The 26118-nt window shown below is 29.8% G+C and carries 23 protein-coding genes; 8 read left to right on the top strand and 15 right to left on the bottom strand.

Annotated elements, in window-relative coordinates:
* The first annotated feature begins 186 nt into the window (after positions 1 to 186).
* From mutY to ACTG3S_RS07450, 5 genes are all read left to right on the top strand, one after another.
* A complete protein-coding gene (gene mutY / locus ACTG3S_RS07470) occupies positions 187 to 1233 on the top strand; it encodes an A/G-specific adenine glycosylase (RefSeq protein WP_439128733.1) in 1047 nt (348 codons plus the stop codon).
* A gap of 36 nt (positions 1234 to 1269) precedes the next feature.
* Positions 1270 to 1707, top strand: coding sequence for a single-stranded DNA-binding protein (locus ACTG3S_RS07465; RefSeq protein WP_439128732.1), 438 nt, complete (start codon positions 1270 to 1272; stop codon positions 1705 to 1707).
* Positions 1708 to 1726: 19 nt separating this feature from the next.
* Positions 1727 to 3055 carry a gliding motility-associated protein GldE gene (gene gldE, locus ACTG3S_RS07460; RefSeq protein ID WP_439128731.1) on the top strand — a complete coding sequence of 443 codons (1329 nt, stop codon included), beginning with the start codon at positions 1727 to 1729 and terminating at the stop codon, positions 3053 to 3055.
* Positions 3048 to 3602, top strand: coding sequence for a gliding motility lipoprotein GldD (gldD, locus tag ACTG3S_RS07455; protein ID WP_439128730.1), 555 nt, complete (start codon positions 3048 to 3050; stop codon positions 3600 to 3602). Before gldE ends, gldD begins: the two co-directional genes overlap by 8 nt.
* A 107-nt stretch (positions 3603 to 3709) precedes the next feature.
* Positions 3710 to 5302: a hypothetical protein gene (locus tag ACTG3S_RS07450; protein ID WP_439128729.1), complete on the top strand. Its 1593-nt coding sequence runs from the start codon at positions 3710 to 3712 to the stop codon at positions 5300 to 5302.
* A 57-nt stretch (positions 5303 to 5359) separates the two neighbouring features.
* On the opposite strand, the gene ACTG3S_RS07445 is transcribed toward ACTG3S_RS07450, so the two are convergent.
* The 13 genes from ACTG3S_RS07445 to rplU form a co-directional block, all read right to left on the bottom strand.
* Positions 5360 to 7129, bottom strand: coding sequence for a MutS-related protein (locus ACTG3S_RS07445; protein ID WP_439128728.1), 1770 nt, complete (start codon positions 7127 to 7129; stop codon positions 5360 to 5362).
* A complete protein-coding gene (locus ACTG3S_RS07440) occupies positions 7126 to 8220 on the bottom strand; it encodes a HesA/MoeB/ThiF family protein (protein WP_439128727.1) in 1095 nt (364 codons plus the stop codon). The genes ACTG3S_RS07445 and ACTG3S_RS07440 overlap by 4 nt, the downstream gene beginning before the upstream one ends.
* 125 nt (positions 8221 to 8345) lie before the next feature.
* Entirely contained in the window at positions 8346 to 9500 is a 1155-nt protein-coding gene (locus ACTG3S_RS07435; RefSeq protein ID WP_439128726.1) for an NTP transferase domain-containing protein, read from the bottom strand.
* A 99-nt stretch (positions 9501 to 9599) separates the two neighbouring features.
* On the bottom strand, positions 9600 to 10079 hold the full coding sequence (gene moaC, locus ACTG3S_RS07430; RefSeq protein WP_439128725.1) for a cyclic pyranopterin monophosphate synthase MoaC: 480 nt from the start codon (positions 10077 to 10079) through the stop codon (positions 9600 to 9602).
* Positions 10079 to 11266: a molybdopterin molybdotransferase MoeA gene (locus ACTG3S_RS07425; RefSeq protein WP_439128724.1), complete on the bottom strand. Its 1188-nt coding sequence runs from the start codon at positions 11264 to 11266 to the stop codon at positions 10079 to 10081. Before ACTG3S_RS07425 ends, moaC begins: the two co-directional genes overlap by 1 nt.
* A gap of 171 nt (positions 11267 to 11437) precedes the next feature.
* Positions 11438 to 12430, bottom strand: a complete 993-nt coding sequence (gene moaA / locus ACTG3S_RS07420) for a GTP 3',8-cyclase MoaA (protein WP_439128723.1) — start codon at positions 12428 to 12430, stop codon at positions 11438 to 11440.
* Entirely contained in the window at positions 12430 to 12843 is a 414-nt protein-coding gene (locus tag ACTG3S_RS07415; protein WP_439128722.1) for a YeeE/YedE thiosulfate transporter family protein, read from the bottom strand. Before ACTG3S_RS07415 ends, moaA begins: the two co-directional genes overlap by 1 nt.
* 10 nt (positions 12844 to 12853) lie before the next feature.
* Positions 12854 to 13411, bottom strand: a complete 558-nt coding sequence (locus ACTG3S_RS07410) for a YeeE/YedE family protein (RefSeq protein WP_439128721.1) — start codon at positions 13409 to 13411, stop codon at positions 12854 to 12856.
* Positions 13412 to 13413: 2 nt separating this feature from the next.
* Complete coding sequence (locus tag ACTG3S_RS07405) at positions 13414 to 14658, bottom strand: 3-deoxy-D-manno-octulosonic acid transferase (RefSeq protein WP_439128720.1); 1245 nt, start codon at positions 14656 to 14658, stop codon at positions 13414 to 13416.
* 217 nt (positions 14659 to 14875) lie between these two features.
* The gene (locus ACTG3S_RS07400; protein ID WP_439128719.1) at positions 14876 to 15598 is read right to left on the bottom strand and encodes a LytR/AlgR family response regulator transcription factor; all 723 of its coding nucleotides are present in this window, start codon (positions 15596 to 15598) and stop codon (positions 14876 to 14878) included.
* Positions 15599 to 15690: 92 nt separating this feature from the next.
* Positions 15691 to 17607: a sensor histidine kinase gene (locus ACTG3S_RS07395; protein WP_439128718.1), complete on the bottom strand. Its 1917-nt coding sequence runs from the start codon at positions 17605 to 17607 to the stop codon at positions 15691 to 15693.
* Positions 17608 to 17729: 122 nt separating this feature from the next.
* Complete coding sequence (gene rpmA / locus ACTG3S_RS07390) at positions 17730 to 17990, bottom strand: 50S ribosomal protein L27 (protein WP_439128717.1); 261 nt, start codon at positions 17988 to 17990, stop codon at positions 17730 to 17732.
* Between the two features lie 41 nt (positions 17991 to 18031).
* On the bottom strand, positions 18032 to 18709 hold the full coding sequence (gene rplU, locus ACTG3S_RS07385; protein ID WP_439128716.1) for a 50S ribosomal protein L21: 678 nt from the start codon (positions 18707 to 18709) through the stop codon (positions 18032 to 18034).
* A gap of 263 nt (positions 18710 to 18972) precedes the next feature.
* Between rplU and ACTG3S_RS07380 the strand changes: the two genes are divergently transcribed.
* Entirely contained in the window at positions 18973 to 20280 is a 1308-nt protein-coding gene (locus tag ACTG3S_RS07380) for a M16 family metallopeptidase (protein WP_439128715.1), read from the top strand.
* Positions 20281 to 20288: 8 nt separating this feature from the next.
* Positions 20289 to 22343, top strand: a complete 2055-nt coding sequence (locus tag ACTG3S_RS07375) for a M16 family metallopeptidase (protein WP_439128714.1) — start codon at positions 20289 to 20291, stop codon at positions 22341 to 22343.
* 89 nt (positions 22344 to 22432) lie between these two features.
* Here the strand turns inward: ACTG3S_RS07375 and ACTG3S_RS07370 are convergent, their stop codons facing one another.
* Positions 22433 to 23308, bottom strand: a complete 876-nt coding sequence (locus tag ACTG3S_RS07370; protein WP_439128713.1) for a DMT family transporter — start codon at positions 23306 to 23308, stop codon at positions 22433 to 22435.
* A gap of 95 nt (positions 23309 to 23403) precedes the next feature.
* Here ACTG3S_RS07370 and ACTG3S_RS07365 point away from each other — a divergent pair, with 95 nt between their 5' ends.
* Entirely contained in the window at positions 23404 to 23850 is a 447-nt protein-coding gene (locus ACTG3S_RS07365) for a cation transporter (RefSeq protein ID WP_439128712.1), read from the top strand.
* Positions 23851 to 23914: 64 nt separating this feature from the next.
* On the opposite strand, the gene ACTG3S_RS07360 is transcribed toward ACTG3S_RS07365, so the two are convergent.
* The gene (locus tag ACTG3S_RS07360) at positions 23915 to 25858 is read right to left on the bottom strand and encodes a hypothetical protein (RefSeq protein ID WP_439128711.1); all 1944 of its coding nucleotides are present in this window, start codon (positions 25856 to 25858) and stop codon (positions 23915 to 23917) included.
* Positions 25859 to 26118 lie beyond the last annotated feature (260 nt).

The raw sequence follows: 26118 nt of genomic DNA, 5'->3' as shown, positions 1-26118 counted from the left end.
TCCTGATTTATCTGAAATTTTTGATACGATATCTGCTTTCGTCATGTCTCTATTTTTACTATATTTTTATTAATTTAATTTCAAAAATGCGGATGCAAATATATGATAATTAATCAATTCCAAAAATAATAAAGTGTAAATTTATGTGAATTTTATAATGTAATTTCGCAATTCTATTTTTTAACAATGATATTCTCTAACATTCTCATAAACTGGTATTTACAAAACCAACGCCAATTACCTTGGCGCAAAACAAAGAACCCATATTTCATTTGGCTATCAGAAATCATGTTGCAGCAAACAAGAGTTGCTCAAGGTTTGGCATATTATTTAAAATTTACAGAAGAATTTCCGACCGTTTTTGACCTCGCAAAAGCAGAAGAAAGTACCGTTTTAAAAATGTGGCAAGGTTTAGGTTATTATTCTAGAGCAAGAAACTTACATTTTAGCGCAAAATACATTGCTAATGAGTTAAATGGCGAATTCCCAACCACCTATAAAGAAATTATTAAGTTAAAAGGTATTGGCGATTATACAGCCTCTGCAATTGCCTCTATTTGTTTTAATGAATCCACTGCAGTTGTAGATGGAAACGTCTACAGAGTACTCTCTCGCTATTTTGGCATTGCAACACCTATAAACTCGACTGCAGGAATTAAAGAGTTTAAAACACTAGCACAATCGCTTTTAGACAAAAAACAACCAGGAACTTTTAACCAAGCTATTATGGATTTTGGTGCAATGCACTGCAAACCTCAAAATCCACTTTGTACAACATGCCCTTTTGCCAATAGTTGTATTGCTTTAGAAAAAAAATTAACCAAAGATTTACCTGTAAAAGAAAAAAAAATTAAAGTTACAAAGCGTTATTTTAATTTTATAGTGATAAAAACAAATAGCAACAAAACTATTTTAGAAGAAAGAAAAGGCAAAGGTATTTGGCAAGGTTTGTATCAATTTCCACTGATAGAAACAAAGAAAAATAGCAATCAAAAAGAGATTATTTCTAGTGAAGAATTTCAAAATTTATTCCCAAATGAAACCACCATTTCATTATTCAACAAAAAAGAAATTGTGCACAAACTATCACATCAACATTTATACACCCAGTTTTGGATTGTAGAAACCAATACAGTAAAAGAAGCTACTATTTCTTGGAAAAATATAGAAGATTATCCTGTACCTATTTTAATTGCAAATTTTCTAGAACAATATCAACTAAAAAGTAATTGATATTTTTAGTACTTTTGATATATAATTTAACAAGCTATGGCAGGAACAATAAACAAAGTAATCTTAATAGGTAATTTAGGCGATGATGTAAAAATGCATTATTTTGATGATCAAAATTGTGTAGGTCGTTTTCCTATTGCAACCTCAGAAAGTTATACTAACAAACAAAGTGGCGAAAAAGTAACCAATACAGATTGGCACAATATTGTTGTTAGAAATGGATTGGCCAAAGTTTGCGAAAAATACTTATCTAAAGGTGATAAAGTATATGTAGAAGGTAAATTAAAAAATAGACAATGGGAGCAAGATGGTGTAAAGCGTTACTCTACAGAAGTTGTGGTTACAGAAATGACAATGCTAACTACAAAAAAGAATGCTGATGCAAATACTGCTGCACCACAAGAAAGTAAGCCAACTAAAACAGCGCAACCAAAATCTGTTGCTTCTGATGAAAATGACGATTTACCATTTTAACAATTTAAACTCATAAATTTTGGATCCAGATCCCGAATCTTTATTTTTTCTATTAGCCTCCTTTGACTTTATAACTACTTTAAATGGCATTACATTAATTGCCTTATTAATAAGTTCTGCATTGGTTTCTGGTACAGAAGTAGCGTTTTTTTCTTTATCACAAACAGACTTAAACGAACTTTCAAATAACGGAAAACAAGATAACATTGTAGTTACACTTTTAGAAAGACCCAGAAAATTACTGGCAACCATATTAATAACAAACAATTTTATAAATATTTTAATTGTTTTGTTATTCGCATCGATGGCAGAAACGCTTTTTGGTGATTTTAACTTGGACATAAATCTCTATTATTTTACAGTTTCTATTCGATTTTTAATAGAAATTATACTTGTAACTTTTTTAATTCTATTATTTGGTGAAGTTTTACCAAAAGTATATGCGTCTAGAAATGCGCTTACTTTTTCTAAAGCCATGTCTAAATTTATACACTTTGTAAGCGTTTTATTAACTCCATTTAGCTTGCCTTTAATTAGCCTCACAAAGTGGATAGAAAAAAAACTAGGCAGCAAAGGCACCAATTTTTCTGTAGAAACATTATCACAAGCTTTAGAACTTACCTCACAAGGTGCTACCAATAAAGACGAACAAAAAATTTTACAAGGAATTGTAAATTTTGGAAACACAGAGACTGTGCAAATAATGAAACCAAGAATAGATATTTTTGCCATTTCAGATGACGAGCCCTACGAAGTAGTTTTAGAAAAAATATTGGCAAATGGTTATTCTAGAAACCCAGTTTATAAAGAAAATATAGACAATATTATAGGGGTTTTATATGCTAAAGATTTATTAGAACATTTGAATAAAAAATCTTTTAAATGGCAAAACCTTTTAAGAGAGCCTTTTTTTGTACCAGAAAACAAAAAATTAGACGATTTGTTGGGCGATTTTAGAGCGATAAAAAATCACTTAGCCATTGTTGTAGACGAGTATGGAGGCACAAGTGGTTTGGTAACTTTAGAAGACGTAATAGAAGAAATTGTTGGTGATATTAATGATGAGTTTGATGATGATGATTTAACCTACTCTAAACTAGACGCTAACAATTATATTTTTGAAGGTAAAACAAGTATTAAAGATTTTTGCAGGGTTTTAGATGACGAAGACGAAGATATTTTTGAAGAAGAAAAAGGAGAAAGTGAAACTTTAGCTGGTTTTATTTTAGAAATTTCAAGAAAATTCCCCAAAAAAGGAGAGAAAATAAACTTTAAGAATTATACGTTTACTATAGAAGCGTTAGATAAAAAGCGCATAAAACAAGTAAAAGCCACCAGAAATGCGTAACCTTTTTTTCTTACTTTTTATATTTATTTTTTTAGGATGTAAAGAAGATACTTTACCAAAACCAAAAGCTTATTTAAGCTTAAAATATCCTAAAAAAACATACCAAAAACTTCAGCTAGAAAGACCTTATAGTTTTGATGTTTTAAAAAACACAACTACCATTAACAAGCCAAATAATTGGTTAACTATTAGATATCCAAATTTAAATGCGTCTTTAGATATTACTTATAGACCTGTAAACAACAACATAAAAGAACTTTTAACAGAAGCAGAAAAGTTAGTGTTTAAACACGCTGTAAAAGCAGAACAAATCATACCAAAGGATTATACAAATTCCCCAAAAAGAGTGTTTGGTAGTATTTACGAAATTACGGGTAATGCAGCTTCTCATATACAATTTCACGCTACAGATAGTACCAACAACTTTTTAAAAGGCTCTTTGTACTTTTATGCAAAACCCAATTACGATTCTATTTTACCTGCAGTTGCTTACATAAAAAAAGATGTTTTTAGGTTGATGGAAAGTTTAAAGTGGAAAAACAATTAGCAGCAATTTATTGCGTAAAACTACCTATTTTTTTAAATAGTAAATAAAACGCTTTTTAAATTCATCAATTATTAAGTTCTTTGAGTATCTAACCAAACTTTTTAATTATGAAAATAATAAACATCAAACTGCTTTTATTCTTTTGTATTGCAGTATCCATAGTATCTTGTGTAAAAAAAGAAAAATCTGAAGTTAAAATTGCCCCAAAATATTTATTATCTATTTCTAAAACCGATAATACAAATGCACCAGCTTTACAGTCTTTTACACATGCAGAATCTATTTCTGGTAAGGAGTGGCTTCTATTTGGAGGAAGAACGAATTCTTTAGATTCTTTAAATGGTGGTATTCATAAATTAAACGGAAATTATGCAAGTTCTTCTTTTACAAAAGCGTCTTATAATGATGTTATTTATGTTTACAATCCAGAAAAAGATGAAATTTCTGCAAGCCTAACACTCACTGATTTTATATCGATAATAGAAAAAAAGGTTACTTCGTCCGTTAAAAATCCATCTACTTTATCACCTTACTACAATTTATTTAGGGCTGTAAAAGAAAATATTACCATCTTTAAAAACTCAAACGCTTTGGTAAAACAAAATGGAAATTACCTTTATACTTTGGGTGGTTATGGTCCAGCAGATTTTTCAGACCCTTCGAAAAAATATACTACCTACAACCATATAGCAAAAATAAATGTTGATAATTTAATTAAACTGGTAAAAGAAAAAACGTTAACCGATAATGAATGGAATGATTTATTAAAGGTTGGTAAAAACGACAAACTAGTAAGTACCGGTGGAGAAATGTATATTTTTGATGAAACCTTATATCTAAGTTTAGGTCATAGTTTTGGTAATAGTGCACCAAAATTTTCTAAAGGTCAAAAATATGTAGATGCAATTTATCCATTTACAGTTTCCATTAATAAAGAGAATGCTTTTGCTTTAGATATTTCAATAAAAGATTCTATTTCTGATGTTGCAAACCCTAGTGGACAAGGTTCTGACTCAACCTCTATTTTTAGGAGAAGAGATGGTCCAATTTTACCATCACTTTACAAAAACCCATCAAACAACGCTATTGAAAAAAGTATTGCAATTTACACGGGTGTTTTTAAACCTGGTGAAAAAGTTTTAGAAGCTTGGAACGATGCTATTTACGTGCATCCAAAATGGAAAAATAGCAACAGTAAATTATATACTTATGACAAAGCTTACAATCAAGAAAATTACAATGTATATTCTTGTCCGAGTGTGGTGTTATTTGATGCTGAATCTAATATTTTACATTCTTATTTAATTGGTGGAATAGGAGATGGAAAAGGAGCTCCACAAGGACATTTATCTGGTTTTACAAACACAAGTGTACATATAGAAATGAAAATTGATAGTTATCCTTTAAAAAGTTCACATCAAGTTTTAAACAACAATATATTTACAAATGAAAATGGAAACAACGAACCTTTTTACGGAGCTGAGGCCATATTATTTCTGAATAAAAACATTAGTTATTCAAAATATTCTGAAGAAATTATAGATGCCAATACTACCTTTTCTGAACAACAAGAAACGGTTGAAGTTGGTTATATTTTTGGGGGAATAGAAGCTTTTGAATCTAATCCTGGAACTTATGGTGCAGGGAAATCTCAGGCTTCTAATAAAATCTGGAAAGTTACATTAACTAGACAATTCTAATCAAAATACAATAATATTTCAAGGCAGTTTAGAAGAAATTCTAAACTGTCTTTTTTTTTAAACAATTTCCATTTTCTTTAATAAAAAGGAGGCATTCATGTTTTTACAAACACCGTTTTTTAATGTATAGTCAAAATGCAATTCGTTGTTGGTAATTTCTGCGTCAAAATAATAGTTCTTTATTGTAGTAAATTCGTTTTCTAATTCGCATAAACTTACATCATGAGTCGCAATAATACCTGTGGATTTCGATTTTATTAGTTTTTCTACAAACTTTTTAGACCCAATTGCCTTGTCTTTACTATTGGTTCCTTTTAAAATTTCATCTAAAATTATAAAATAGTCTTCTTTCGTAATTTCATCAACAATAAATTTCAAACGTTTTAATTCTGAGTAAAAGTAACTCTCATCTTCTGTTAAAGAATCTGTAGTTCTCATACTTGTAATTAATTTTATAGGAGCATATTTAAAACGTTCTGCACAAACAGGCAAACCAATATTTGCCATCATAATAGATAAAGATACTGTTCTTAAAAACGTACTTTTACCTGCCATATTTGCTCCTGTAACTATAAAAAACTGTGCTGCGTCAATCGTAAAATTATTATCTATTCTCTTTTCTGAATTTAATAATGGATGCCCTAAATTAACAGCTTCAATAATTTGTTTTTCTGATGAAATCTCAGGAAAAACAAAGGCTGTATGATTGAATTTAAAATTGGCTAATGAGTTTTGAGCATCAAAAAAAGCAACTACTTCAAACCATTTTTTTACAGTGTGTTTATAAGCTGTAATCCACTTTTCTACACTATAAGCAAAGCTAATTTCTGATAAAAATAAACCATTCCCAAAAACGGCAATTACAATATTATTTCGTTGATCAAAAGCATCTAAAATTTTAGCAAATTTTTTAAAAATAGCAGAGGCTTTTTTATCTTCAGATGTAATAATTTTTTGCTTTTGCTGTAAGATTTCAGAAGTAAATTCTTCTTGTTCTATCTCATTTAACAATTCATGATATTGTTTAAAAGTTTCTCTAACTTTATCAGTTTCTGCGTATAAATTACTGGTCTTTTTTAAAAATCGTCCTGTAATAAATAATCCCAAGAAAAACCAAACAAGTATATAGTTAAAAGATAAAAGACCAAAAGAAACCAAGCCAATTAATAAAACGGAAATAAAAGAAAAGACTTTTGTTAAAACGCTTATAGAAATAGGTAAAGTTTGTTTGTAATTTACAACCCAAGTTTTAATAAAATCAGAGGTATTTTTTACAGTTACCAAACTAGCAATCGCATTAAAATGCTGCCTCCATTTTGGTTTTTCTGACAGCTCTTTTACAACTTCTTGTTTGGCTAAAATTTCAGCAGTTTTATTATCAGTTAAAATAGTTGAAAGCTCTTTTACTCCATCTTTAGTTGCTGTTCTGTTTATATATTGAAAAAAAGAACCTACACCAAACAAATCTATATCATTGCTATAAAAATGGGTAGGATTTATAAACTCTTCTCCTGTTTTTAAGTGATGAAAATCGCGATGTAAAACTTGAATTTCTGTTTTATTTATTGCTATTTTTTGAGCAACAATATTTCTTTTACGTTTTAAATCTAGATGTTTTACAACCAGAAAAGCAAACAATAGAATACCCAAAAAAGCAATGATAAAAACATCTGGATAGTTACCCAGAGTTAAGTACATTAAAAAAGCTGTTCCCAAAAAAACCGCAAATCTAAAAACGCTTAAATTGGCTGATTTCTTTTTTAAACTTACCGCTTTTTCTTCTAGTTCTTTTAATGTTTTAGCGTAAAATTCTAAAGGGTTTATCATAAGTCTACTTGCATTTTGTATGTAGAAATTCCACCTGTTAAATTTAGCACTTTTAAATCTGGATATTTCTTTTTTAACTTTTCTGTAGCTCTATAACTATTAAATCCTCTTTGACAAACCATTACGTAAGTTTTTGAGTAATCAACATCTATTTTTTCTGCATCAAATGTATTGATATGAATGGTTTGATTTACCTCAAAAGGTAAATTTAAATTTTCTAAAACAGCTATTAATTCTAAATTTTCATCTCCTAATTGCTCTTTTAATTCCTCTGAAGATATTTGCCAATCTAGATTTTGACCTGCACATGCAGCATCTACATAGGTTTGTATTTTAAATATTTTCGCAATTTTGTCTTTTAAAAAAGTAGGTTTTAACTTCATTTTTAATTCTTTGTTTTGCAACGTATTATATATACGTAATTGATTTGTTAGTGGTTTTCCTAAACCAGTAATCAATTTTAAAACTTCGTTTACTTGAGCTGTTGCAATCATCCCTACAATGGCATTTAAAGTTCCTGCTTCTTCACAATTTGGAATATCAGTTGCCATTTCTGGAAATGCATCTCTTAAATTCGTGGAGTAACTTCCATCTTTTTGCAACATATTAAAAGTAGCTACATAACCATCAAACTTATACAAAGAACCATATACTAATGGCTTATTTTTAATGACACAAGCATCATTTAATAAATATTTTGTAGGTAACGAATCTGTACCATCAACTACAATATCAACATTTTCAATCAACTCGAAAACATTGTCTTTATTGATGGGTTTATCTGTAAAACTAACCTCAGTAAATGGTGCTCTTTTTTTGATAAAGGTTGATAAAACCTCGGCTTTTGAGTTGCCAACATCCTCTAAACTATAAAAAACTTGTCTGTGCAAATTGGTAACGTCAACCGTATCAAAATCTACCAAATGAATTTTTCCAACGCCACTCGAAGCCAAATATACTGCAATCGGACTTCCTAAACCTCCACAACCAATAACTAACACAGAAGCGTTTTGCAGTTTTTGTTGCCCAACTTCACCCATTTCTGATAAAGTAATTTGACGTTTAAAAAGTTGGTTTTTTGTAGGTTTCATTTTACATCGAACTTGTTTCAGTATACTTTTGTCATTTCGAAATGAGCCTTTTTTGGGCGATTGAGAAATCTTATTAATATGAACTCATTGCTATGAGATTTCTCCTAACGTCGAAATGACATTCGTTATTTATTTAACTCTTTTTTAGCCAATTCAAACTCTTCAGGAGTATTTACGTTTCTAATAAAATTGTCATCAATTTCTACAATTTCCACATCAGAATTAATGAGCATTTTTCGCGGACAAGAATAGCCTTGAGCTAAATATTGCAATAAAATAGGATATGCTTTTGGCTCATAAATGGTAATTAAGGGTTCTACAAACTCTTTATTTTTTCCTTTTATTGCTGTGGCAACTTTACTCGGATTTCTGTGTTTTAATAATGACTGAATTACTTTGTCATTTACAAAAGGTACATCAGTTGCCAACACAAACCAAGCTGAATTTGGGTCTTTTTGAAAAGCAGAACAAATGCCTCCAAAAGGACCAAGGTTGTAAAAAGTATCAGGAATTTCTTGAGATTTCTCGACTGCGCTCGAAATGACATTGGATTTTTTATTGTCACCTTGAGCGCAGTCGAAAGCTCTTACCGAATAAAAAGTTTCTAAATTATTGTTTTCTAACAATTCTTTAGCCACTTCTTTTTGGGGTTTTCCAAAATAATCAAGTTCAGATTTATCTTGCCCCATTCTTGTACTTTTACCACCTACCAAAACCAAACCTTTTATAGGTGCAATTTTTTCTTGAATTAAATTATTAATGTGATTCGCTATTTGATCAACTTCATCAATGGTATAACAAATCTTATTTTTTATGTTTGGATATTTTTCTACCAAAAAATCGAAAAACTCAGTTTCATTTTTCAGTTTTACAATAAATTGAATACGATCTAATTGGTCTAATCTTTTTAATACTGAAGCTTCTTTTGCTTCATCTAAAATTAAAATTTGTTTTGCTCCTTGGTAATGATTTCCGTTAATAAACACATAATCAAATTGTGCAAAATCTAAACGTTGTTGGTATTTATTTACGTTTCCAGAAGTGGTAATTTGCAAGTTTCCTTCGTGATGAAAAACGTATTCAGATAACTTATTTTTTGCCACATTTTTTGCGTGTGAAACATCAAAATAGGCCAACTTGTAATTTGACAATCTTTCTGAAACTTTATGAACCAATTCTGAAATGTTATTGCAATTTGTTCCTAAAATTGCAATCTCATTTGGTGCAAAATTATCGTTTGCTCTTCTTTCTAAGTTTGTATGTTTTTTGTGTTTTTTCATTTCATTCTTTTTGTCATTTCGAAATGAGCTTTTTAAGCGATTGAGAAACCTCCTTTTTAGATTCCTCCTCATTCTTCGTTCGGAATGACATTTAAATTATTAGGATGGACTTTTAATATCCATTTTTCCTCCTGTTTTTTCTAACAACTTCACTTCTTTAATTACCATTTTTTGACTGATGCTTTTGCACATATCATAAATAGTTAAGCATGCAATATTTGCACCTGTTAACGCTTCCATTTCTACGCCTGTTTTTCCTTCAATTGTTACTTTGCAAAGGACTTCTATGTGTTCAGTATCTGTAATATTGACATCAATATCTACACCATTAATTAATAACGGATGACACATAGGAATTAGTTCTGGGGTTTTTTTAACACCTTGAATTCCTGCAATAATAGCCGTTTGAAAAACCGGTCCTTTTTTGGTAACTAACTCCTCATTTGTAAAACGAGCAATTACTTCTGTTCCTAAAAACATCGTTGCTTTTGCAATGGCAGTTCTTTTGGTAATTTTCTTGTCAGAAACATTCACCATTTTTGGACTTCCTTTTTTGTTGATGTGTGAAAAATCGCTCATTACCTATATCTTATTATCGGAAAATTCTCTCCTTTTTTAAACTCGTTTTTATCACTTGGTAAATAAATAAAAGCATCTGCATGTACCAAACTTGCCAAATCTCCTGAACCATTTCCGGTAATTGGAGTTGCTAAAGTATGACCGAATTTATCACTTAATTTTACTTGTAAAAAGTATTCTAAATTTGGTTTAAAACTCACGTCTTTAGTTAAAATAGCTGTTTCTTCTTTGATTTCTAAGCCAACAGATTTGTAATACCAAGGATAAAAATACACCAAACAATTTACAAAAGTAGAAATAGGGTTTCCAGGAAATCCAAAGATATTGCAACTGAATGTTTTTCCATAGAAAAAAGGTTTTCCTGGTCTTTGCGATACTTTATGAAATAACTTTTCCACTCCCAATTCTTCAAAAACTTCTGGTAAAAAATCATATTTCCCTTTACTTACTGCCCCACTAAATAACAATACATCATATTCATCTAAATAATTTTTAATTTTAGATTTTAATAGTGGTTTATCATCTGTAATATGTGCTGTTTCTGAATCTATATTTAATCGTTCTAACAAAGAAACCATCGTAAATACATTAGATCTTCTTATTTGATGCGCTTCTGGTGTTTCCTCTACACCAACCAATTCATCTCCTGTAGAAATAATCATTACTTTGGGTTGTTTGGCAACTTTTATAGTTGATTTACCAACTGTTGCAAAAACGCCAATTTCTGCAGCAGATATGATTTTATTTTTGTAAATTAAAACATCTCCAGCAGTTCTATCTTTTCCTTTAATATGGATGTTTTGAAGGTTTTTAATTTCATCAATCTGAATTGTTGCTTCTCCATTTTTAATGATAACATCTTCATATCTAATGACCACATTTGTGTTGTTTGGCAACACAGCTCCTGTCATTACTTCTAAACAATTTACTGTGTTTTGTAACGTAATTTGTGGACTCCCAGCAGGCTGAATACCTTCTATTGCAAATGCTCTTTGTCCGTTTTGAAATGATGAAAAATCGATTGCAATGCCATCCATAGCAACTCTATTAAATGGCGGAAAATCTCTATCAGCAGTAATTTCTTCTTTTAAAATTCTACCAACAGATTTTAGAAACGGAATTTCTTCAACACCAAAGTTTTGTGTTGAATTTAAAATTATGCTTTTTGCTTCTTTTACTGAAATCATGACCAACCTTTAAATAATGTCAACACTCCAATTACTATTAAAATAAAACCTCCTAACAACCCTTTAATTGTTGTAGAAGTATCCCATAAATTTTTATCTCTCTTGCGAAGTTTAAAAGCAAAAAACAATACAGTAATTCCAATAAATATTAAAAGCATACTATAAACCATATTACCCTCCAATTGTGCTCATACTTTCAGAAACATTTCCTTTTTTTCGATTTGCTTCTGCTATAAATCCGTTTTCTGGTTTTTCTTTTACTAAAGATAAAAACAATTCTTTTAAATCTTCATTTGAAGCACCTTTTCTAATAAAATCGCGTAAATTAAAAACACCATCATCAAACAAACAATTTTTAAAAGTTCCTGTAGAAGTGATTCTAATTCGATTGCAATTATTACAAATAGTTCTTGTAAACGCAGGTATAATTCCGAAAGTTCCTAAATGATTATCAACTTTATAATTTCTAGAAGTTGATGATTTTTCAGATTGAATTTCATCCACAGAAAACTCAGTTTTAACTTCATTTAAAATCTTATTGAAAGTCCAATTTTCGTCCATATCTCTTTGTCCTTTTCCGTTAAAAGGCATTTCTTCTATAAAACGAACTGCAACATTTTTATCTTTTGTGAGTTTTACAAAATCAATAATTTCATCGGTATTAAAACCAGATTGTACAACTACGTTTAGTTTTAAATTTAGACTACTTTTTTCTAGTAACTCGAACGTTTTATACACCTCAGGAAAAACATCTCTTCTTGTAATTTTTGCAAACTTTTCTCTTTGTAAACTATCAATACTCAAATTGATGTTTTTTACTTTTTTAAGTTGTTCAATTTTACCAATATGATGCGAAATTAATGCCCCATTTGTAGTAATATTTATGGCGTCTAACAAATCGTTGTAAGACAACATTTCTAAAAAGCCGACAAAATCTTTACGCACAAAAGGTTCACCACCTGTTAAACGTACTTTTTTTACACCCAATTCTGTAAGCACACGAATTAAACGATACATTTCTTTAAAGGTGAGTAATTCTTGTCTTGGTACAATATCAATTCCATGAGCAGGCATACAATATTGGCAACGCAAATTACAACGGTCTGTAACCGCAAGACGAACATATTCCATTTGTCTGCCAAAATTGTCTTTTAAATTGCTCATTAATTGGGTAATTTTTTACTTACTAAACCATAAACAAATGCGCCTAAAACAGCACCTAATAAAACCACTAAAGCTGGTAAAAAACTAAAGCCTAATAATGCAAAAAGTGGTGCAGCACATGCACCTGATAATGCCCATCCTAAACCAAAAATTATTCCTCCAAATAATGTTCTTTTAAAACCTTTTTCTTTTTCCCCTGGCTCTATTTTATTACCATCTTCATCTCTTATAATTCCTTCTTTAAATAATTGCATTAAAAAAAACGAAATTACCACTGCGCTTCCAATAATACCATACATATGAAAGGATTGAAATTTAAACATTTCGTATATTCTATACCAAGAAATAATTTCTGCTTTGCTTAAAATTATTCCGAATAAAATACCCAAGATTAATAATTTAATATGTTTCATTAAAATATATTTAAAAAATTAATGGAATTAAAAACCAAGTCATAATTAAACCCCCAATAAAAAAACCAACAGTTGCAATTAGAGAAGGCATCTGTAAACTACTTAACCCAGTAATAGAATGCCCAGAAGTACAGCCACCTGCGTAACGTGAACCAAAACCAATTAAAAAACCAGAACCTATTAAAATTAAAAATCCTTTGAAGGATAATAAAGCATCTATACTAAATATTTCTTTCGGTAAAAAGGTTTTTCCACCATCAGCAAAACCTAAATTGGCCATTTCTTGTACTGTCTCTGCATTTAAATCTACGGCCTGATTTGGAGTTAAAAAATTGGCAGCTATAATACCTCCTAAAAGAATGCCAGCTGCAAAGAACAAACGCCATTTTTCCTTTTTTAAATCTATTTTAAAGTAGTCTGATAATTTGTTTGCGCCGCTTAAAGTACAAAAGGTTTCTAAAGTAGTAGAAACCCCAAAATTTTTACCAAAATAAAACATTAAAAAAAGCACGAATGCAATTAATGGGCCTGCAACATACCAGGGCCAAGGATGTAATAGAAAATCCATATTTATAGTTGAGTTTTTATATAATTTATAATTAGTGCTGTAGCACCTAAATGATCTTCAATATATTTTTTATTGATGATTCCTGTTAAGTTTCTATAATTTGCATCGTTTTTAAGATGCAATAAGTTTTTTGTAAACTCTTGTTGATTTTTAATAGAAATACAACCTCCTATCTTTACCAAATCTACAGCCTCTTTAAATTTGTCGTATTTATTACCAATAATAACAGGTATACCAAAAGTTGCAGGTTCTAAAATATTATGCAAACCAGTTTTTAAACCTCCACCAACATAAGCAACATCTGCTGCTGCGTAGATTTTGGTAAGAATACCAATGGTGTCTATAATAAATACTTGATATTCTTTTAGAGATTGCTTCGCGTCATTCGCAATTACATCAGAATATTTTATAAATTTTTTATTGATTGATTTCTCTAGCTCTAAAATTGTAGTTGCTTTAATATTATGAGGCGCAATGATAAGTTTTTCATTCTTTAAAGCATCATTATTAATGTAATTTACCAATAATTCTTCATCTTCTGACCAAGTACTACCTGCTACGATTGTGTATTGTTTATTTTTAAAGTCATCAATAAAGTCTAAAGTATTATCTTGTTGTAAAATTTCAGAAACGCGATCAAAACGTGTATCTCCTGCAACTGTTACATTTTTAAAATTGATAGAATTTAGTAATTTTTCCGAATTTACATCCTGCACAAAAAAGTGATGAAATGCCTCTAAAGCTTTGCGCATAAAACCACCATAACTTTTAAAAAACAGTTGTTTTTCTCTCAAAATTCCTGAAACCAAAATGGTAGGCGTATTATTAACTTTTAATTCATTTAAAAGATTTGGCCAAAATTCATATTTGATAAAAACTGCCAATTTGAGATTTAAATTATGTATGAATTTTTTTGCGTTTTTTTTAGAATCTAAAGGCAAATAACAAACTACATCTGCTAAATCATAATTTTTTCTAATTTCGTAACCGGAAGGGGAAAAAAAAGTAACTAAAATTTTATATTGAGAATGAGAATTCTTCAATACTTCAATAATTGGTCTTGCTTGCTCAAATTCGCCCAATGAAGCTGCATGAAACCAAATAACTTTCTTGTCTTTTAAAGCATCTATTTTAGAAAACGTTTGTTTTCTACCCTCAACAAAAAGTTTTATTTTTTTATTAAAGATTGCTACTATTGGTAATAGTAGAGTAGCTAAAAAAACTGTAAAATTGTACAAGAATTTCATCTTGTAAAAGTACAAAATAGAAGTTAGTATTTTGCTAGATGTAAGAGCATAAAAAAAGCTATTCAAAAAATGAATAGCTATTATTTTTTAGATTTTAGATATGTAAAACATTAACATTCCCCCGAAAAAAACGTTTTACAATCTTATGTCTTATACAAATATATACTAATTATCAATAGATTAGCTAAAAATGTTCTGAACGTTACATTTAATGTTCTCAAATTAAATTTATCCGTTTTACAATATCTTCTCTATATTTTTTTCCTACGGGTATTTCTTGGTTATCAATCTTAACAGAGGTATGGTTTATGTGAGTTAAGTGTTTTGTATTTATAATGTACCCTCTATGCACTCTTATAAACTGTTGGTCTAAGTTCTTTAAAATTTCGTTTAAGCTGGTTCTCACTAAATATTTTTGATTGTTTTTTAGATAAATTTCTATGTATACATGTGCACTTTTTAAATATAAAATATCATTAAAATGAACTTTTGTGTAAAAACCCTTATCTTTTATAAAAAGTGAATCTTTAATAATTAAGTTGTCGTCTTTAACGTTTCCAACCTTATTAGAAAAATTATGCAATGCAATTTCTATAGAACTAAACAAATCATCTTTGGTAAAAGGTTTAATTAAATACGCAGGTGGCATTACTTCTTTTGCTAAATTTACAGTGTAAGCATCTGAGTTTGATGTTAAGAAAATAAATGGAAAATTGTATTTCTCTTTAATAGTTCTTGCTAAATCTATACCTGTTTTTTTTCCAGATAATTGCACATCTAAAATGGCGATATCTGGTTTTTCTTCTTCTATAATCGCTAAAGCTTCAGTATAATTTATGGCAGGTTCAAGTGCTTCATAACCCAACTCATCTAAGGTATAACAGATGTTATCGGCTATAATTACTTCATCCTCTACAACCAAAATTTTTACTTTTCTCATTAAAATTATATTTTTATAAAAGTTAAGTTATCATTAAAAAAAGATATAAATACCAGAAAAATGTTCTAAACAAACTTTTATGAATAATAAGCTTAATTTACAAAACGCCTACTATTGGTATCTTTAAAATAAATCTCGAATTTTGCACCAGAATTATTGGTTTGTTTTAAATGACCATGTAATTGTTTTACCAATCTGTTTACTAAGCGCAAACCTAAACTTTTGGCTTTTTTTACGTCAAAATCTTTAGACAAACCTGGGCCATTATCTTCTACAACTAACTTATAATTATCGTCTTTTTCTTTATTAATTGCAACAGAAAGTTTACTAGTTGTGTTATTTCTGAACGCATATTTATAAGAATTTGTAATGATTTCATTTAAAATTAATCCTAACGGGATGGCAGTATCAACATCAAATTTTATATTTTTTGAAGATACAGTGGTTTCTACACCATCTTTTGTTGCGTATAAAGAAGACAACTCTTTTGTTAACTGTTGTATATACTCATCAAAATCTACCAAACCAGTTTCGTTTTGATATAGTTTTTGATGAATTAATGCCATAGATTTTACTCTATTTTTACCTTCATTTGCTAATTCTAGTGCCTTTTTGTCTTCTATACCTCTACTTTGCAACTCTAACAAACTAGAGACTATTTGAAAATTATTTTTTACTCTGTGATGCACCTCTTTAACTAACAATTCTTTTTCTTTAAGAGCTTCTGCAATAATTTTATTTTTGCTTGAAAGTTCTTTAGATTGCTTTTTTATCTTTATTAAAACCAGCAAACTAATTACAAAAAAAACAAAAGCAAGAATTGCAATAACTCCGTATAAAGTTTTTCTTTCTTTCTCATGTTGAATCTCTATTTCTTTCTTTTTTACAGCCTGTTCTGTTTTGTAATTTGCCAAAGAATTAGACAAGTCTTTAGAGTATATTTTTCTTGTGATTTGTATTGCTTCATCTTTATAATTTAAAGCCAAATCAGTATAGCCGTGTTTAGCGAGCGCTCTTGAACTCTCGTTAATTACATGATAAAAATCGTTTGGGTTCAAGTTCTTTCCTAACTCTCTGAGTTTTGTTGCCAATTTTGGTAGCGTTGTAACTTGAAATTTTTTAAGTATATTCTCTTTTAATAATGAATTTTTATCTAAAGTAGATATTATTTTGGCATACAAAGAATAAGTATGAATTCTTGTTGCAGGGTTTTCATAGAGAATATTGATGAGTTTAATCACTCTATCATTATGACCTCCTTTATATACATAAGCATCAATTAAATGCTCTATAATGCTATAATAATAATTGGTATGTTTTGGTAACTCCTTTTCAAGTGCTAAACTTTTCTCACTAACATCTATATATTCTTGTAGCTTACCTTCTAGAAGTAAAAAATCTGTTAAATGATATAAGAATATAATTTGTAGTTCTTTGTCATTTAGTTTATTTGCAACTTTTAAGCTACTATTAACTAACTCTTTACCTTTTATAACATCCTGTTCAATAAGGTACATTACCACAGGATGTGTTCTAATCTTTGTTTTAGCTTTTAAAACTTCTGATTTTTTATCATCAAATTGATTTATATAACTTTCTAGGTCTTTTTGAACCTTTGAAGCTTCGTCCAAACCAACTTCATCCCTTAACTTAGAAACTTGAGTCCATTTTATTTCTACATAATCTAAATTGATTTTTTTGCTTGAAGGTTTTTTTATCTCCTGATTGATATAGTCTGAAACCTTGGTATACTTTACAGATTGACGATTTCCTAATCTTGAAATGAAGGCATAGTAATCTTGGTATGTTAAGTTTTCTTTTTTAAAAAACTTATTTAATCTGTTCTTGTAAGATATTTCAGTAATGGAATCTAAAAAATAAAGAGCAGAATCTATTTTTTTTTCTAAAATAAATTCTTCAACTTTATGGGTATAGTTATTATTTGGTGCATTTTGCCCATAGCTATTTACAACGACAAAAAAAATAAAAGCAAGTAAAAACAACCTCATTCTTAATAATTTGTTAAAATATAAAACTACACAAATAATTTCTATAAAGTAAAATAATATTCTAAAAAAAAACGCTTAAACAAATTAATGTTTAAGCGTTTTTATTATTTTAAAGGCTTTTATTAAGCTTCAAAAGGAGTAATAGATACATAAGATCTATTATTTCTTTTCTTTTCGAATTCTACAATTCCGTCAACCTTTGCATGTAAAGTATGATCTTTACCCATGTAAACGTTTTCTCCTGGATTGTGTGTTGTACCTCTTTGACGAACAATAATGTTACCAGCAATTGCTGCTTGACCACCAAAAATCTTAACGCCTAATCGTTTCGATTCTGATTCTCTACCGTTCTTTGAACTACCTACACCTTTTTTATGTGCCATCTTATTGAGTTTTTATAGGTTAAAGCTAAATTTAATGTTGGTTATTTTTCAATACCACCATCTAATCTATCTTGTAATTCTTTTAATTCGTCCCACTTACCATCTGCAGCTAAACCAGCTTGCTTTGGCCAAGTATCTGTAACAATATGAGATAATCTCGAGCTTGCTTCAGATAAGATTTGGCTTAATTTAGCAGCATCTGTTTTTGCTACTTTAGCAAAAGTATCTAAACCTGCATTTACAAGAGCTTCAGCAGCTTTTGGTCCTGCACCTTCAATTTTCTTTAAATCATCTCCTTTTTTAGAAGCTTTTTTAGGCGCTGCCTTTTTTGTATCAGCTTTTGGTGCTTCTACTTTAGCTTCTTCTTTTTTAGGAGCAGCTTTTTTCTTGGTTGCTTTTTTAGCACCAGAAGCAGCAATAGATTCTATTTGAATCTCGCTTAAAGCTTGTCTATGTCCATTTTTCTTTCTGTAACCTTTTCTTCTTTTCTTTTTGAAAACGATTACTTTATCACCTTGTAAGTGACTTAGGATTTTTGCCGTAACTGCGGCTCCTTCTATAGCTGGGGCGCCAATAGATATAGTTCCATTTTCGTCAGTTAAAAGAACGTTATCAAAAGTTACTTTTGATCCTTCTTCTCCTTGTAAACGATGAACGTATACTTTTTGGTCTTTTGCTACTTTAAACTGCTGCCCTGCTATCTCTACGATTGCGTACATACTATTTGTTTTGCGTATTTATACTTGTTAGTTTGCATTTATTTAACTAAAATGCGGGTGCAAATATACATCTTTTTTACAACCCTACAACACTGTTTTAAAAAATAATAGCATTAAAATCAACTAAATAAATACTATTAATTTTCTTATTTACTGATATTCTTCCTATTTTTGAAAAGATTAAAAAAATTGTTTCCAAACTGTAACAAATACATTTTGGTAGCGTCCTACAAATTAACAATTATTAATTAAATAAAAAGTAAATGAAAAAAAGTGTTTTAACTTTAGCTTCTGCTTTATTGTTTGCATTTTCTGCAAATGCCCAAAAAGTAGAATTTGAAGAGTATGATTTAGATAATGGTTTGCATGTTATTTTGCATCAAGATAATTCTGCACCTGTAGTAATAACATCTGTAATGTATGGTGTTGGAGGTAAAGATGGCAGTAGAGAAAGAACCGGATTTGCACATTTTTTTGAACACCTTTTATTTGAAGGAACTAAAAATATTGAAAGAGGCGAATGGTTTAAAATAGTATCTTCTAATGGAGGAAGAAACAATGCAAACACATCACAGGATAGAACTTACTATTATGAAATTTTTCCTTCTAATAAATTAGAATTGGGTTTATGGATGGAATCTGAGCGTTTATTGCACCCAATAATTAAGCAAGAGGGTGTAGATACTCAAAATGAAGTTGTTAAAGAAGAAAAAAGACAAGGTGATAGACCATACTCTAAAATTATAGAAGAGGTTAGTAAAAATCTATTCAAAGTGCATCCATATAAAGATCCAAATATTGGTTACATGGATCATTTAGATGCAGCCACTTTAGAGGAGTTTTTAGCATTTAATAAAAAATATTATGTACCAAACAATGCTACTTTAGTAGTTGCAGGAGACATTGATATTGCTAAAACAAAAAAAATGGTAGAAGCTTATTTTGGCCCTATTCCTAGAGGTGAAGAAGTGGTGAGAAGTTTCCCAAAAGAAACACCAATAACAAAAGAATTTAGAGCAACTGCTTATGATGATAAAATTCAAATACCAGCAGTTATAGCTGCATATAGAACACCCTCTTTTACAACTAAAGACTCTAGAGTTTTAGACATGATATCGTCTTACTTAAGTACTGGTAAAAGTTCTATTTTATATAAAAAATTAGTAGATACAAAGAAAAAAGCATTGGCAGTACAGGCTGTAAACCTTAGTCAACAAGATTATGGTATTTATGCATTATTTGCACTTCCTTTAGGAGATGTTTCTTTAGATGATTTAATAAAAGAAATAGACGAAGAAATTGTGAAGCTTCAAAACAATTTAATTTCTAAAAAAGATTACCAGAAACTACAAAACCAGTTCGAAAACAATTTTGTAAACTCTAATGCAAGTGTTGTAGGTATTGCAAACTCTCTTGCAAGGTACAATGTAATGTATGGTGATACTAATTTAATTAATTCTGAAATTGATATTTACAGAAATATTACAAGAGAAGATATTAAAGAGGTAGCAAACAAATATTTAAAAACAAACCAAAGATTAATCTTAGAATACTTACCTAAGAAAAAATAATAAGACAGATGAAGACAAGAATTTTATCAATAATAACATTATTAATGGTGTCTTTTGTTGCAACTGCACAAATAGACAGAAGTAAAATGCCAGAGCCAGGGCCAGATCCTGTTGTAAAATTAGGGAAAGCAGAAAAATTTAAATTAGATAATGGTTTAACTGTAATTATGGTAGAAAACCATAAATTACCAAGAGTTTCTGCAACACTTAGTATAGACAATAAACCTTATTCAGAAGGTAACAAAGCAGGTGTTTCTAGTATGATGGGTAGCCTTTTAGGGAGAGGCACCAGTTCAATATCTAAAGATGAATTTAACGAAAAAGTAGATTTTATTGGAGCAAATGTTAGTTTTTTTAGCAGTGGTGCTTCTGCAAGATCATTAAAAAAATACTTTCCAGAAGTATTGGGTTTAATGGCAGATGGTGTTAAAAACTCAACTTTTTCAAAAGAAGAATTTGATAAAGAAAAAAAGGTAACTTTAGAAAACTTAAAATCTCAAGAAAAAGATCTTTCTACAATTGCAAGAAGAGTAGAAAATGTTTTGGTATATGGTAAAAATCATCCTTTTGGAGAATTTACATCTAAAGAAACTGTAAATAACATAACACTACAAGACGTAAAAGACAATTACAATACTTACTATAAACCAAATAACGCGTATTTAATTATTGTTGGAGATTTTAAAACAAAAACTCTTAAAAAAACAGTAAAAAATCTTTTTTCAGATTGGCAAAAAGGGACTATACCAGTACAAACATATAGTACACCACAAAATGTTGACAATACAGAAATTAACTTTGTAAATGTACCAACAGCTACACAATCAGAAATTGCTGTTGTAAATACTGTAGACAGAACTTTAGGTGATAAAGATTATTATGCAGCATTGTTAGCTAATAAAATCTTAGGTGGCGGTGGTTCTGCGAGATTATTTAATAATTTAAGAGAAGACAAGGCATATACATATGGTTCTTATTCTTCTATTTCGCAAAGTAGAACAGAAAATGCAGCAAAGTTTAGAGCTTATGCAAAAGTTAGAAACATGGTTACAGATAGTGCTATTGTAGAGATTTTAAAAGAAATTAATAAAATTAGATACAAAAAAGTAACTGCTAAAGAACTAAATGATGCTAAGGAAGAATATATTGGAGGATTTGTAATGGATGTTCAAAGACCATCTACAGCAGCAAGTTTTGCCTTAAATATTGCACGTTATAACTTACCTGAAGATTTTTATGCAAACTATATAGAAAATATCAATGCCGTTACTTTAGACGATGTACAAAATGCGGCTATTAAATTATTCAAAGGCAATAAGGCTAGAATAATGGTAACAGGAAAAGGTATTGATGTACTTAAAAATTTAGAAAAAACAGATTATGTTATCAAATATTTTGACAAGGAAGGTAACCCAACTGTTAAACCACCTATGACATTGCCAATCCCTGATGGAATGACAGCAGAAACTGTTGTAAATAAGTATTTTGAAGCTATTGGAGGTAAAGACAAAGTAATGGAGGTAAAAACTACAATGATGGTAGCAAACGCAACTATTCAGGGAACACCATTAGTAATGACTATGAAAGCTGCTACACCAAATAAAACATCTCAAGAGATCTCTGTTATGGGTAATACGATGCAAAAAACTGTTTTTAATGGAGAAACTGGTTACTCAGAAGCAAGAGGACAAAAAATGGACATGCAACCGGCACAAATTGAAGAGGCTAAAAAAGGGAATGCATTGTTTAGCGATTTACAATATGTTTCCGGAGAATTGGTAAGAATAGAACCAATAGAAGGTAAAAATGCTATTGTTTTAAAATATAACGATACTGAAGTATTTTATGACATGGCTTCTGGTTTAAAAATAAAACAAGTTAAAACAACAAAAACTCCAGATGGTAAAGAAATAAAAACACCAACTAACTATTCTGACTATAAAGAAGTAAATGGAATTAAATTCCCCCACTCTATAGCTATTAAATCTGGACCAATGAATTTAGATTTTATTGTAAAAGAAATTAAAGTTAATGAAGGAGTTTCTGATGCTGATTTTGAATAATTAACTTAAGAAATCAAAATAAATAAAAAGAGTCGAAATTTAATTTTTGACTCTTTTTTTTGTTTATAATTTAAATACTAAACTTTAACTTACTTCTTCCTATTCACTAAGTAAACCCCCAATAAAATAATAACACCAGCAAAAATTTGAATTGGACTTAACGTTTCACCATCTAAAACACCCCAAAAAATAGCTACTAGCGGAATTAAATAAGTTACAGAAGAAGAAAAAACGGGGTCAGAAATCTGAACCAGTTTATTATATATGGTTTTAGCAATTCCTGTGCCTACCACAGATAATATTACTAGATATCCTAAAGACTGCATTAAAACTTCATTCTTGAAATCAAAAGTGGAAAAAAAGTCTGTAAATAATAATACTATAAATGCAGGAATCATCAACAATAAAAAATTACCTGTTACAATAGAAAGCGCATTCAAATCGCTTAAATATTTTTTAACCATGTTTGCATTTAAAGCATAACCAAAAGAGGCTACAATGATTAGTAATGCATACCAATAATTCTGATTTGGGTTTAAAACTGCACCTTTTAATATTAAAATTAAAGTACCCACCAAACCAATTAAAATACCATATAATTGCGTTCTTTTAAAAGAGAAACCAAATAATAAAGCCCCAAAAATTAACGTATTAAAAGGTGTTAAAGAATTTAAAATAGAAACTACAGAACTGTCTATATTCGTAATAGCAAATACAAATAAAAACCCTGGAATAAAGGTTGCAGCCAAAGAGGTAAACACAATATACTTATAGTGTTTTTTCTGTATTTTTTTCAATGATTTTGGCGCAAAAGAAAGTAAAAAAATGGCAGTAAAAATCATTCTTAAAGCCCCTAACTGAATAGGAGTTACTCCTAACAAGGCCTTTTTCATCAAAATAAAAGAACTACCCCAAACTAAAGAAAGTAAGATAAGATATAGCCATTTTTGCTGTTGATTGCTCATGTTTTATTATTCTAATTGCAAAAATCTTACAATTATTGAAATATAAACGCTTTTATTAATAAATTTGCAACATAATTTAATCACTAAATGTTATGATGTCTAAAAAAATAGTTTATGCTTTTGCAATTGCATTATTTGTAATAACAGCTTGTAAAGAAACTAAAGAAGTTAAAAAAGAAAATGTGTCTCTTGCCATTTCTGGTATGACCTGTGAAATTGGCTGTGCAAAAACCATACAATCTAAACTTTCTAAGAAAGAAGGTGTTTTAGATGCCAAAGTTATTTTTACAGATAGCATTGCAAATATAGAGTTTGATGCAAACACAACCTCTAAAAAAGATTTAATTGCTTTTGTAGGTGGTATTGCAGGTGGAGATTTATATAAAGCTTCAGAAAGTACAATCGAAACTTCTTCAACATCTAAAAAAGCGCATGCTTGCACAGAAGCTTGTAAAAAAGATTGCGAAAATAAAATGGCTTCTAAAAAGGAGTGTAAAGAAGACTGTAAAATGGCTTGTTGCGCTACAGAAGGAACTAAATAATTTTTTATTGAAAACAAAAAAAGCAGGCTTAAAGCCTGCTTTTTTTATACACTTTGGTTTGTGATTATAATTCTGCGTTAATCCAAGACCAAGTAGAAACGTCTACTTTAGTTCCTGTGTTATAAGCATCTGTAGTTGTTGCTGCAACACCATCTATTACAACATTAGCTAACGGACCATCATTTGCCATGTCTATGTTTGTATCATACCCTTCTAAATAAAGGTTTGTAATAGTTGCACCAGATTCTTTTTTAAACTGTAAAGCTATACCACCTGTTGTAGAAATAGCAGTTACGTTTGTAAACATTGGGTTTCCATTTTCTTTATCAGCTTCAAAAGCAGTAGAAAAGTTATCTATTGTATGAGAGATGTAAGTGTTTGTAACAGATCCATTCCAACCTTCTGTCCAATCAACAGCATCATCTTCGTTATTTTCTAAGTAAATGTTAGTTACAGATACTGTACCTCCAAAAAATTCGATACCATCATCTGCCCCATTAATTACTGCTACATTTTCTATTGTTGTACCAGAACCAACTGCATATAAAGAAATTCCGTTGTACTCTGAATCTGCATTAATTGCAGCACCTGTTCCTCTAATTACTAAGTTTTTAATAGACCCTGAGCTATCATTATCAGTTGTACCTCCATAAATAAAACCACCAACTTCTGCTGTAGAATTAGCACCTGAAGTTGTTGTTGCTTTTCCACAAATAGTTAAACCTCCCCAGTCTCCTGGTTCTGCTGATGTAGAAGACATTACAACTGGATCAGATTCCGTACCTTGAATATCTATTTCTCCATCTACTAAAACTGCTAAATAAACATCTACACCACCAGCTCTAGCACTAATTTTTGTTCCAGCAGGGATAATTAATTTACCACCAGCTTCAACAATATAAGATGAACTTAATCTATATTTTTTAGAACTATCTAAAGTTAATGTTGTATTTAAAGTACCACTTAAATCTACCACTTCTGTTAACTCTGCATTTGCCCAAGAAAATAATGCAATATCTACAGTTGCAAGTGCATTATAACTTTTAGCTGGGTCTGCTGCAAGACCATCTATAATTACATTTGATAATGGACCATTATCTGCCATATCAATTGTATCATCATAACCTAATAAAGACAAACCTGTAATTGTTGCACCAGATTGTTTTTTAAACTGTAAAGCTGTACCACCTACAGAAGAAACTGCTGTTAAGTTTGTTAATTTAGGGTTTCCATTTTCTTTGTCTGCTTCTACAACAGTAGAAAAATCTGCTTTGGTGTTAACAACATAAGAATTTGTTACTGTACCATTCCAACCTTCTGTCCAGTCAATTGCATCATCTTCGTTATTTTCTAAATAAAGATTCGTTACAGATACTGTACCTCCAAAAAACTCTACACCATCGTCTGCACCATCTATAACAGCTAAGTTTTCTACCACTGTACCAGAACCTACTGCATAAAAAGAAACACCATTATATTCTGAATCTGCGTTAATTGCAGCTCCTGTACCTCTAATAATTAAGTTTTTAATAATACCTGAGCTATCTGCATCTTCAGTACCTCCGTAAATAAAACCTCCTACTTCTGCAGATGCATCTACACCTGCTGTTGTTGTAGCTTTACCACATAAAGTTAAACCACCCCAATCTCCAGGGTTACTATTTGTAGATGCCATAATTACTGGATTAGATGAAGTACCATTAACATTTATTTTACCTCCTTTTAAAACAGCAATATAAATATCTACACCATTTGAAACAGCATTAATTTGAGTTCCCGCAGGAATGTTAAGTGTAACACCGTCTTCTATTAAAAAAGAACCGCTTAAAGTGTAAGACACAGAAGCGTCTAAAGTAAAGTCTTCTTCTAACTTACCATTCATTATACCATTAGTAAGGTTCTCTATTACAGGAGAAACCTCTTGAATGATTGGATCTGGATCATCACTACAACTAGCAAAGGTGAAACCTATAATTGTAGCAAATAAAAATAATTTAAAATTTTTCATTTTTTTATTGTTTAGTTTTTTAATTTTAAACAAAAATCATACTTAATGTTGTCTTCTTCTTTAAGTAAATATTAAGTGATTGTTAATCTTGAACAAGAAAAAATACTTTTGTTAACTTAATGTTATGCCTATAAAAAAATCGGTTTTTAACCATAAAGTTAAAAACCGATGTGTAAGGTTATAAGTTAGAAGTAATACTTATTTTACTTAAAAAGTATACTTTAAATTTAAGGATAATTGACTCCCTTTTTTATACTGTA

Origin of the sequence: Polaribacter sp., assembly GCF_965656025.1 — a bacterium.
In the GTDB taxonomy this organism is placed as follows: Bacteria; Bacteroidota; Bacteroidia; order Flavobacteriales; family Flavobacteriaceae; genus Polaribacter.
Note: the sequence above shows the minus strand (reverse complement) of the source record. Positions and strands in the feature narration are given on the sequence as shown.

Excerpts from the sequence above, each read along its gene's own strand:
- ACTG3S_RS07440 (WP_439128727.1), bottom strand. The coding sequence starts at position 8,220 with ATGAAACCTACAAAAAACCAACTTTTTAAACGTCAAATTACTTTATCA.
- rplU (WP_439128716.1), bottom strand. The coding sequence starts at position 18,709 with ATGTACGCAATCGTAGAGATAGCAGGGCAGCAGTTTAAAGTAGCAAAA.
- ACTG3S_RS07445 (WP_439128728.1), bottom strand. The coding sequence starts at position 7,129 with ATGATAAACCCTTTAGAATTTTACGCTAAAACATTAAAAGAACTAGAA.
- ACTG3S_RS07415 (WP_439128722.1), bottom strand. The coding sequence starts at position 12,843 with ATGAAACATATTAAATTATTAATCTTGGGTATTTTATTCGGAATAATT.
- ACTG3S_RS07370 (WP_439128713.1), bottom strand. The coding sequence starts at position 23,308 with ATGAGCAATCAACAGCAAAAATGGCTATATCTTATCTTACTTTCTTTA.
- ACTG3S_RS07410 (WP_439128721.1), bottom strand. The coding sequence starts at position 13,411 with ATGGATTTTCTATTACATCCTTGGCCCTGGTATGTTGCAGGCCCATTA.
- ACTG3S_RS07365 (WP_439128712.1), top strand. The coding sequence starts at position 23,404 with ATGTCTAAAAAAATAGTTTATGCTTTTGCAATTGCATTATTTGTAATA.
- mutY (WP_439128733.1), top strand. The coding sequence starts at position 187 with ATGATATTCTCTAACATTCTCATAAACTGGTATTTACAAAACCAACGC.
- ACTG3S_RS07380 (WP_439128715.1), top strand. The coding sequence starts at position 18,973 with ATGAAAAAAAGTGTTTTAACTTTAGCTTCTGCTTTATTGTTTGCATTT.
- ACTG3S_RS07425 (WP_439128724.1), bottom strand. The coding sequence starts at position 11,266 with ATGATTTCAGTAAAAGAAGCAAAAAGCATAATTTTAAATTCAACACAA.
- rpmA (WP_439128717.1), bottom strand. The coding sequence starts at position 17,990 with ATGGCACATAAAAAAGGTGTAGGTAGTTCAAAGAACGGTAGAGAATCA.
- ACTG3S_RS07360 (WP_439128711.1), bottom strand. The coding sequence starts at position 25,858 with ATGAAAAATTTTAAATTATTTTTATTTGCTACAATTATAGGTTTCACC.
- ACTG3S_RS07435 (WP_439128726.1), bottom strand. The coding sequence starts at position 9,500 with ATGAAAAAACACAAAAAACATACAAACTTAGAAAGAAGAGCAAACGAT.
- gldD (WP_439128730.1), top strand. The coding sequence starts at position 3,048 with ATGCGTAACCTTTTTTTCTTACTTTTTATATTTATTTTTTTAGGATGT.
- ACTG3S_RS07395 (WP_439128718.1), bottom strand. The coding sequence starts at position 17,607 with ATGAGGTTGTTTTTACTTGCTTTTATTTTTTTTGTCGTTGTAAATAGC.
- ACTG3S_RS07405 (WP_439128720.1), bottom strand. The coding sequence starts at position 14,658 with ATGAAATTCTTGTACAATTTTACAGTTTTTTTAGCTACTCTACTATTA.
- moaC (WP_439128725.1), bottom strand. The coding sequence starts at position 10,079 with ATGAGCGATTTTTCACACATCAACAAAAAAGGAAGTCCAAAAATGGTG.
- moaA (WP_439128723.1), bottom strand. The coding sequence starts at position 12,430 with ATGAGCAATTTAAAAGACAATTTTGGCAGACAAATGGAATATGTTCGT.
- ACTG3S_RS07465 (WP_439128732.1), top strand. The coding sequence starts at position 1,270 with ATGGCAGGAACAATAAACAAAGTAATCTTAATAGGTAATTTAGGCGAT.
- ACTG3S_RS07450 (WP_439128729.1), top strand. The coding sequence starts at position 3,710 with ATGAAAATAATAAACATCAAACTGCTTTTATTCTTTTGTATTGCAGTA.
- ACTG3S_RS07400 (WP_439128719.1), bottom strand. The coding sequence starts at position 15,598 with ATGAGAAAAGTAAAAATTTTGGTTGTAGAGGATGAAGTAATTATAGCC.
- ACTG3S_RS07375 (WP_439128714.1), top strand. The coding sequence starts at position 20,289 with ATGAAGACAAGAATTTTATCAATAATAACATTATTAATGGTGTCTTTT.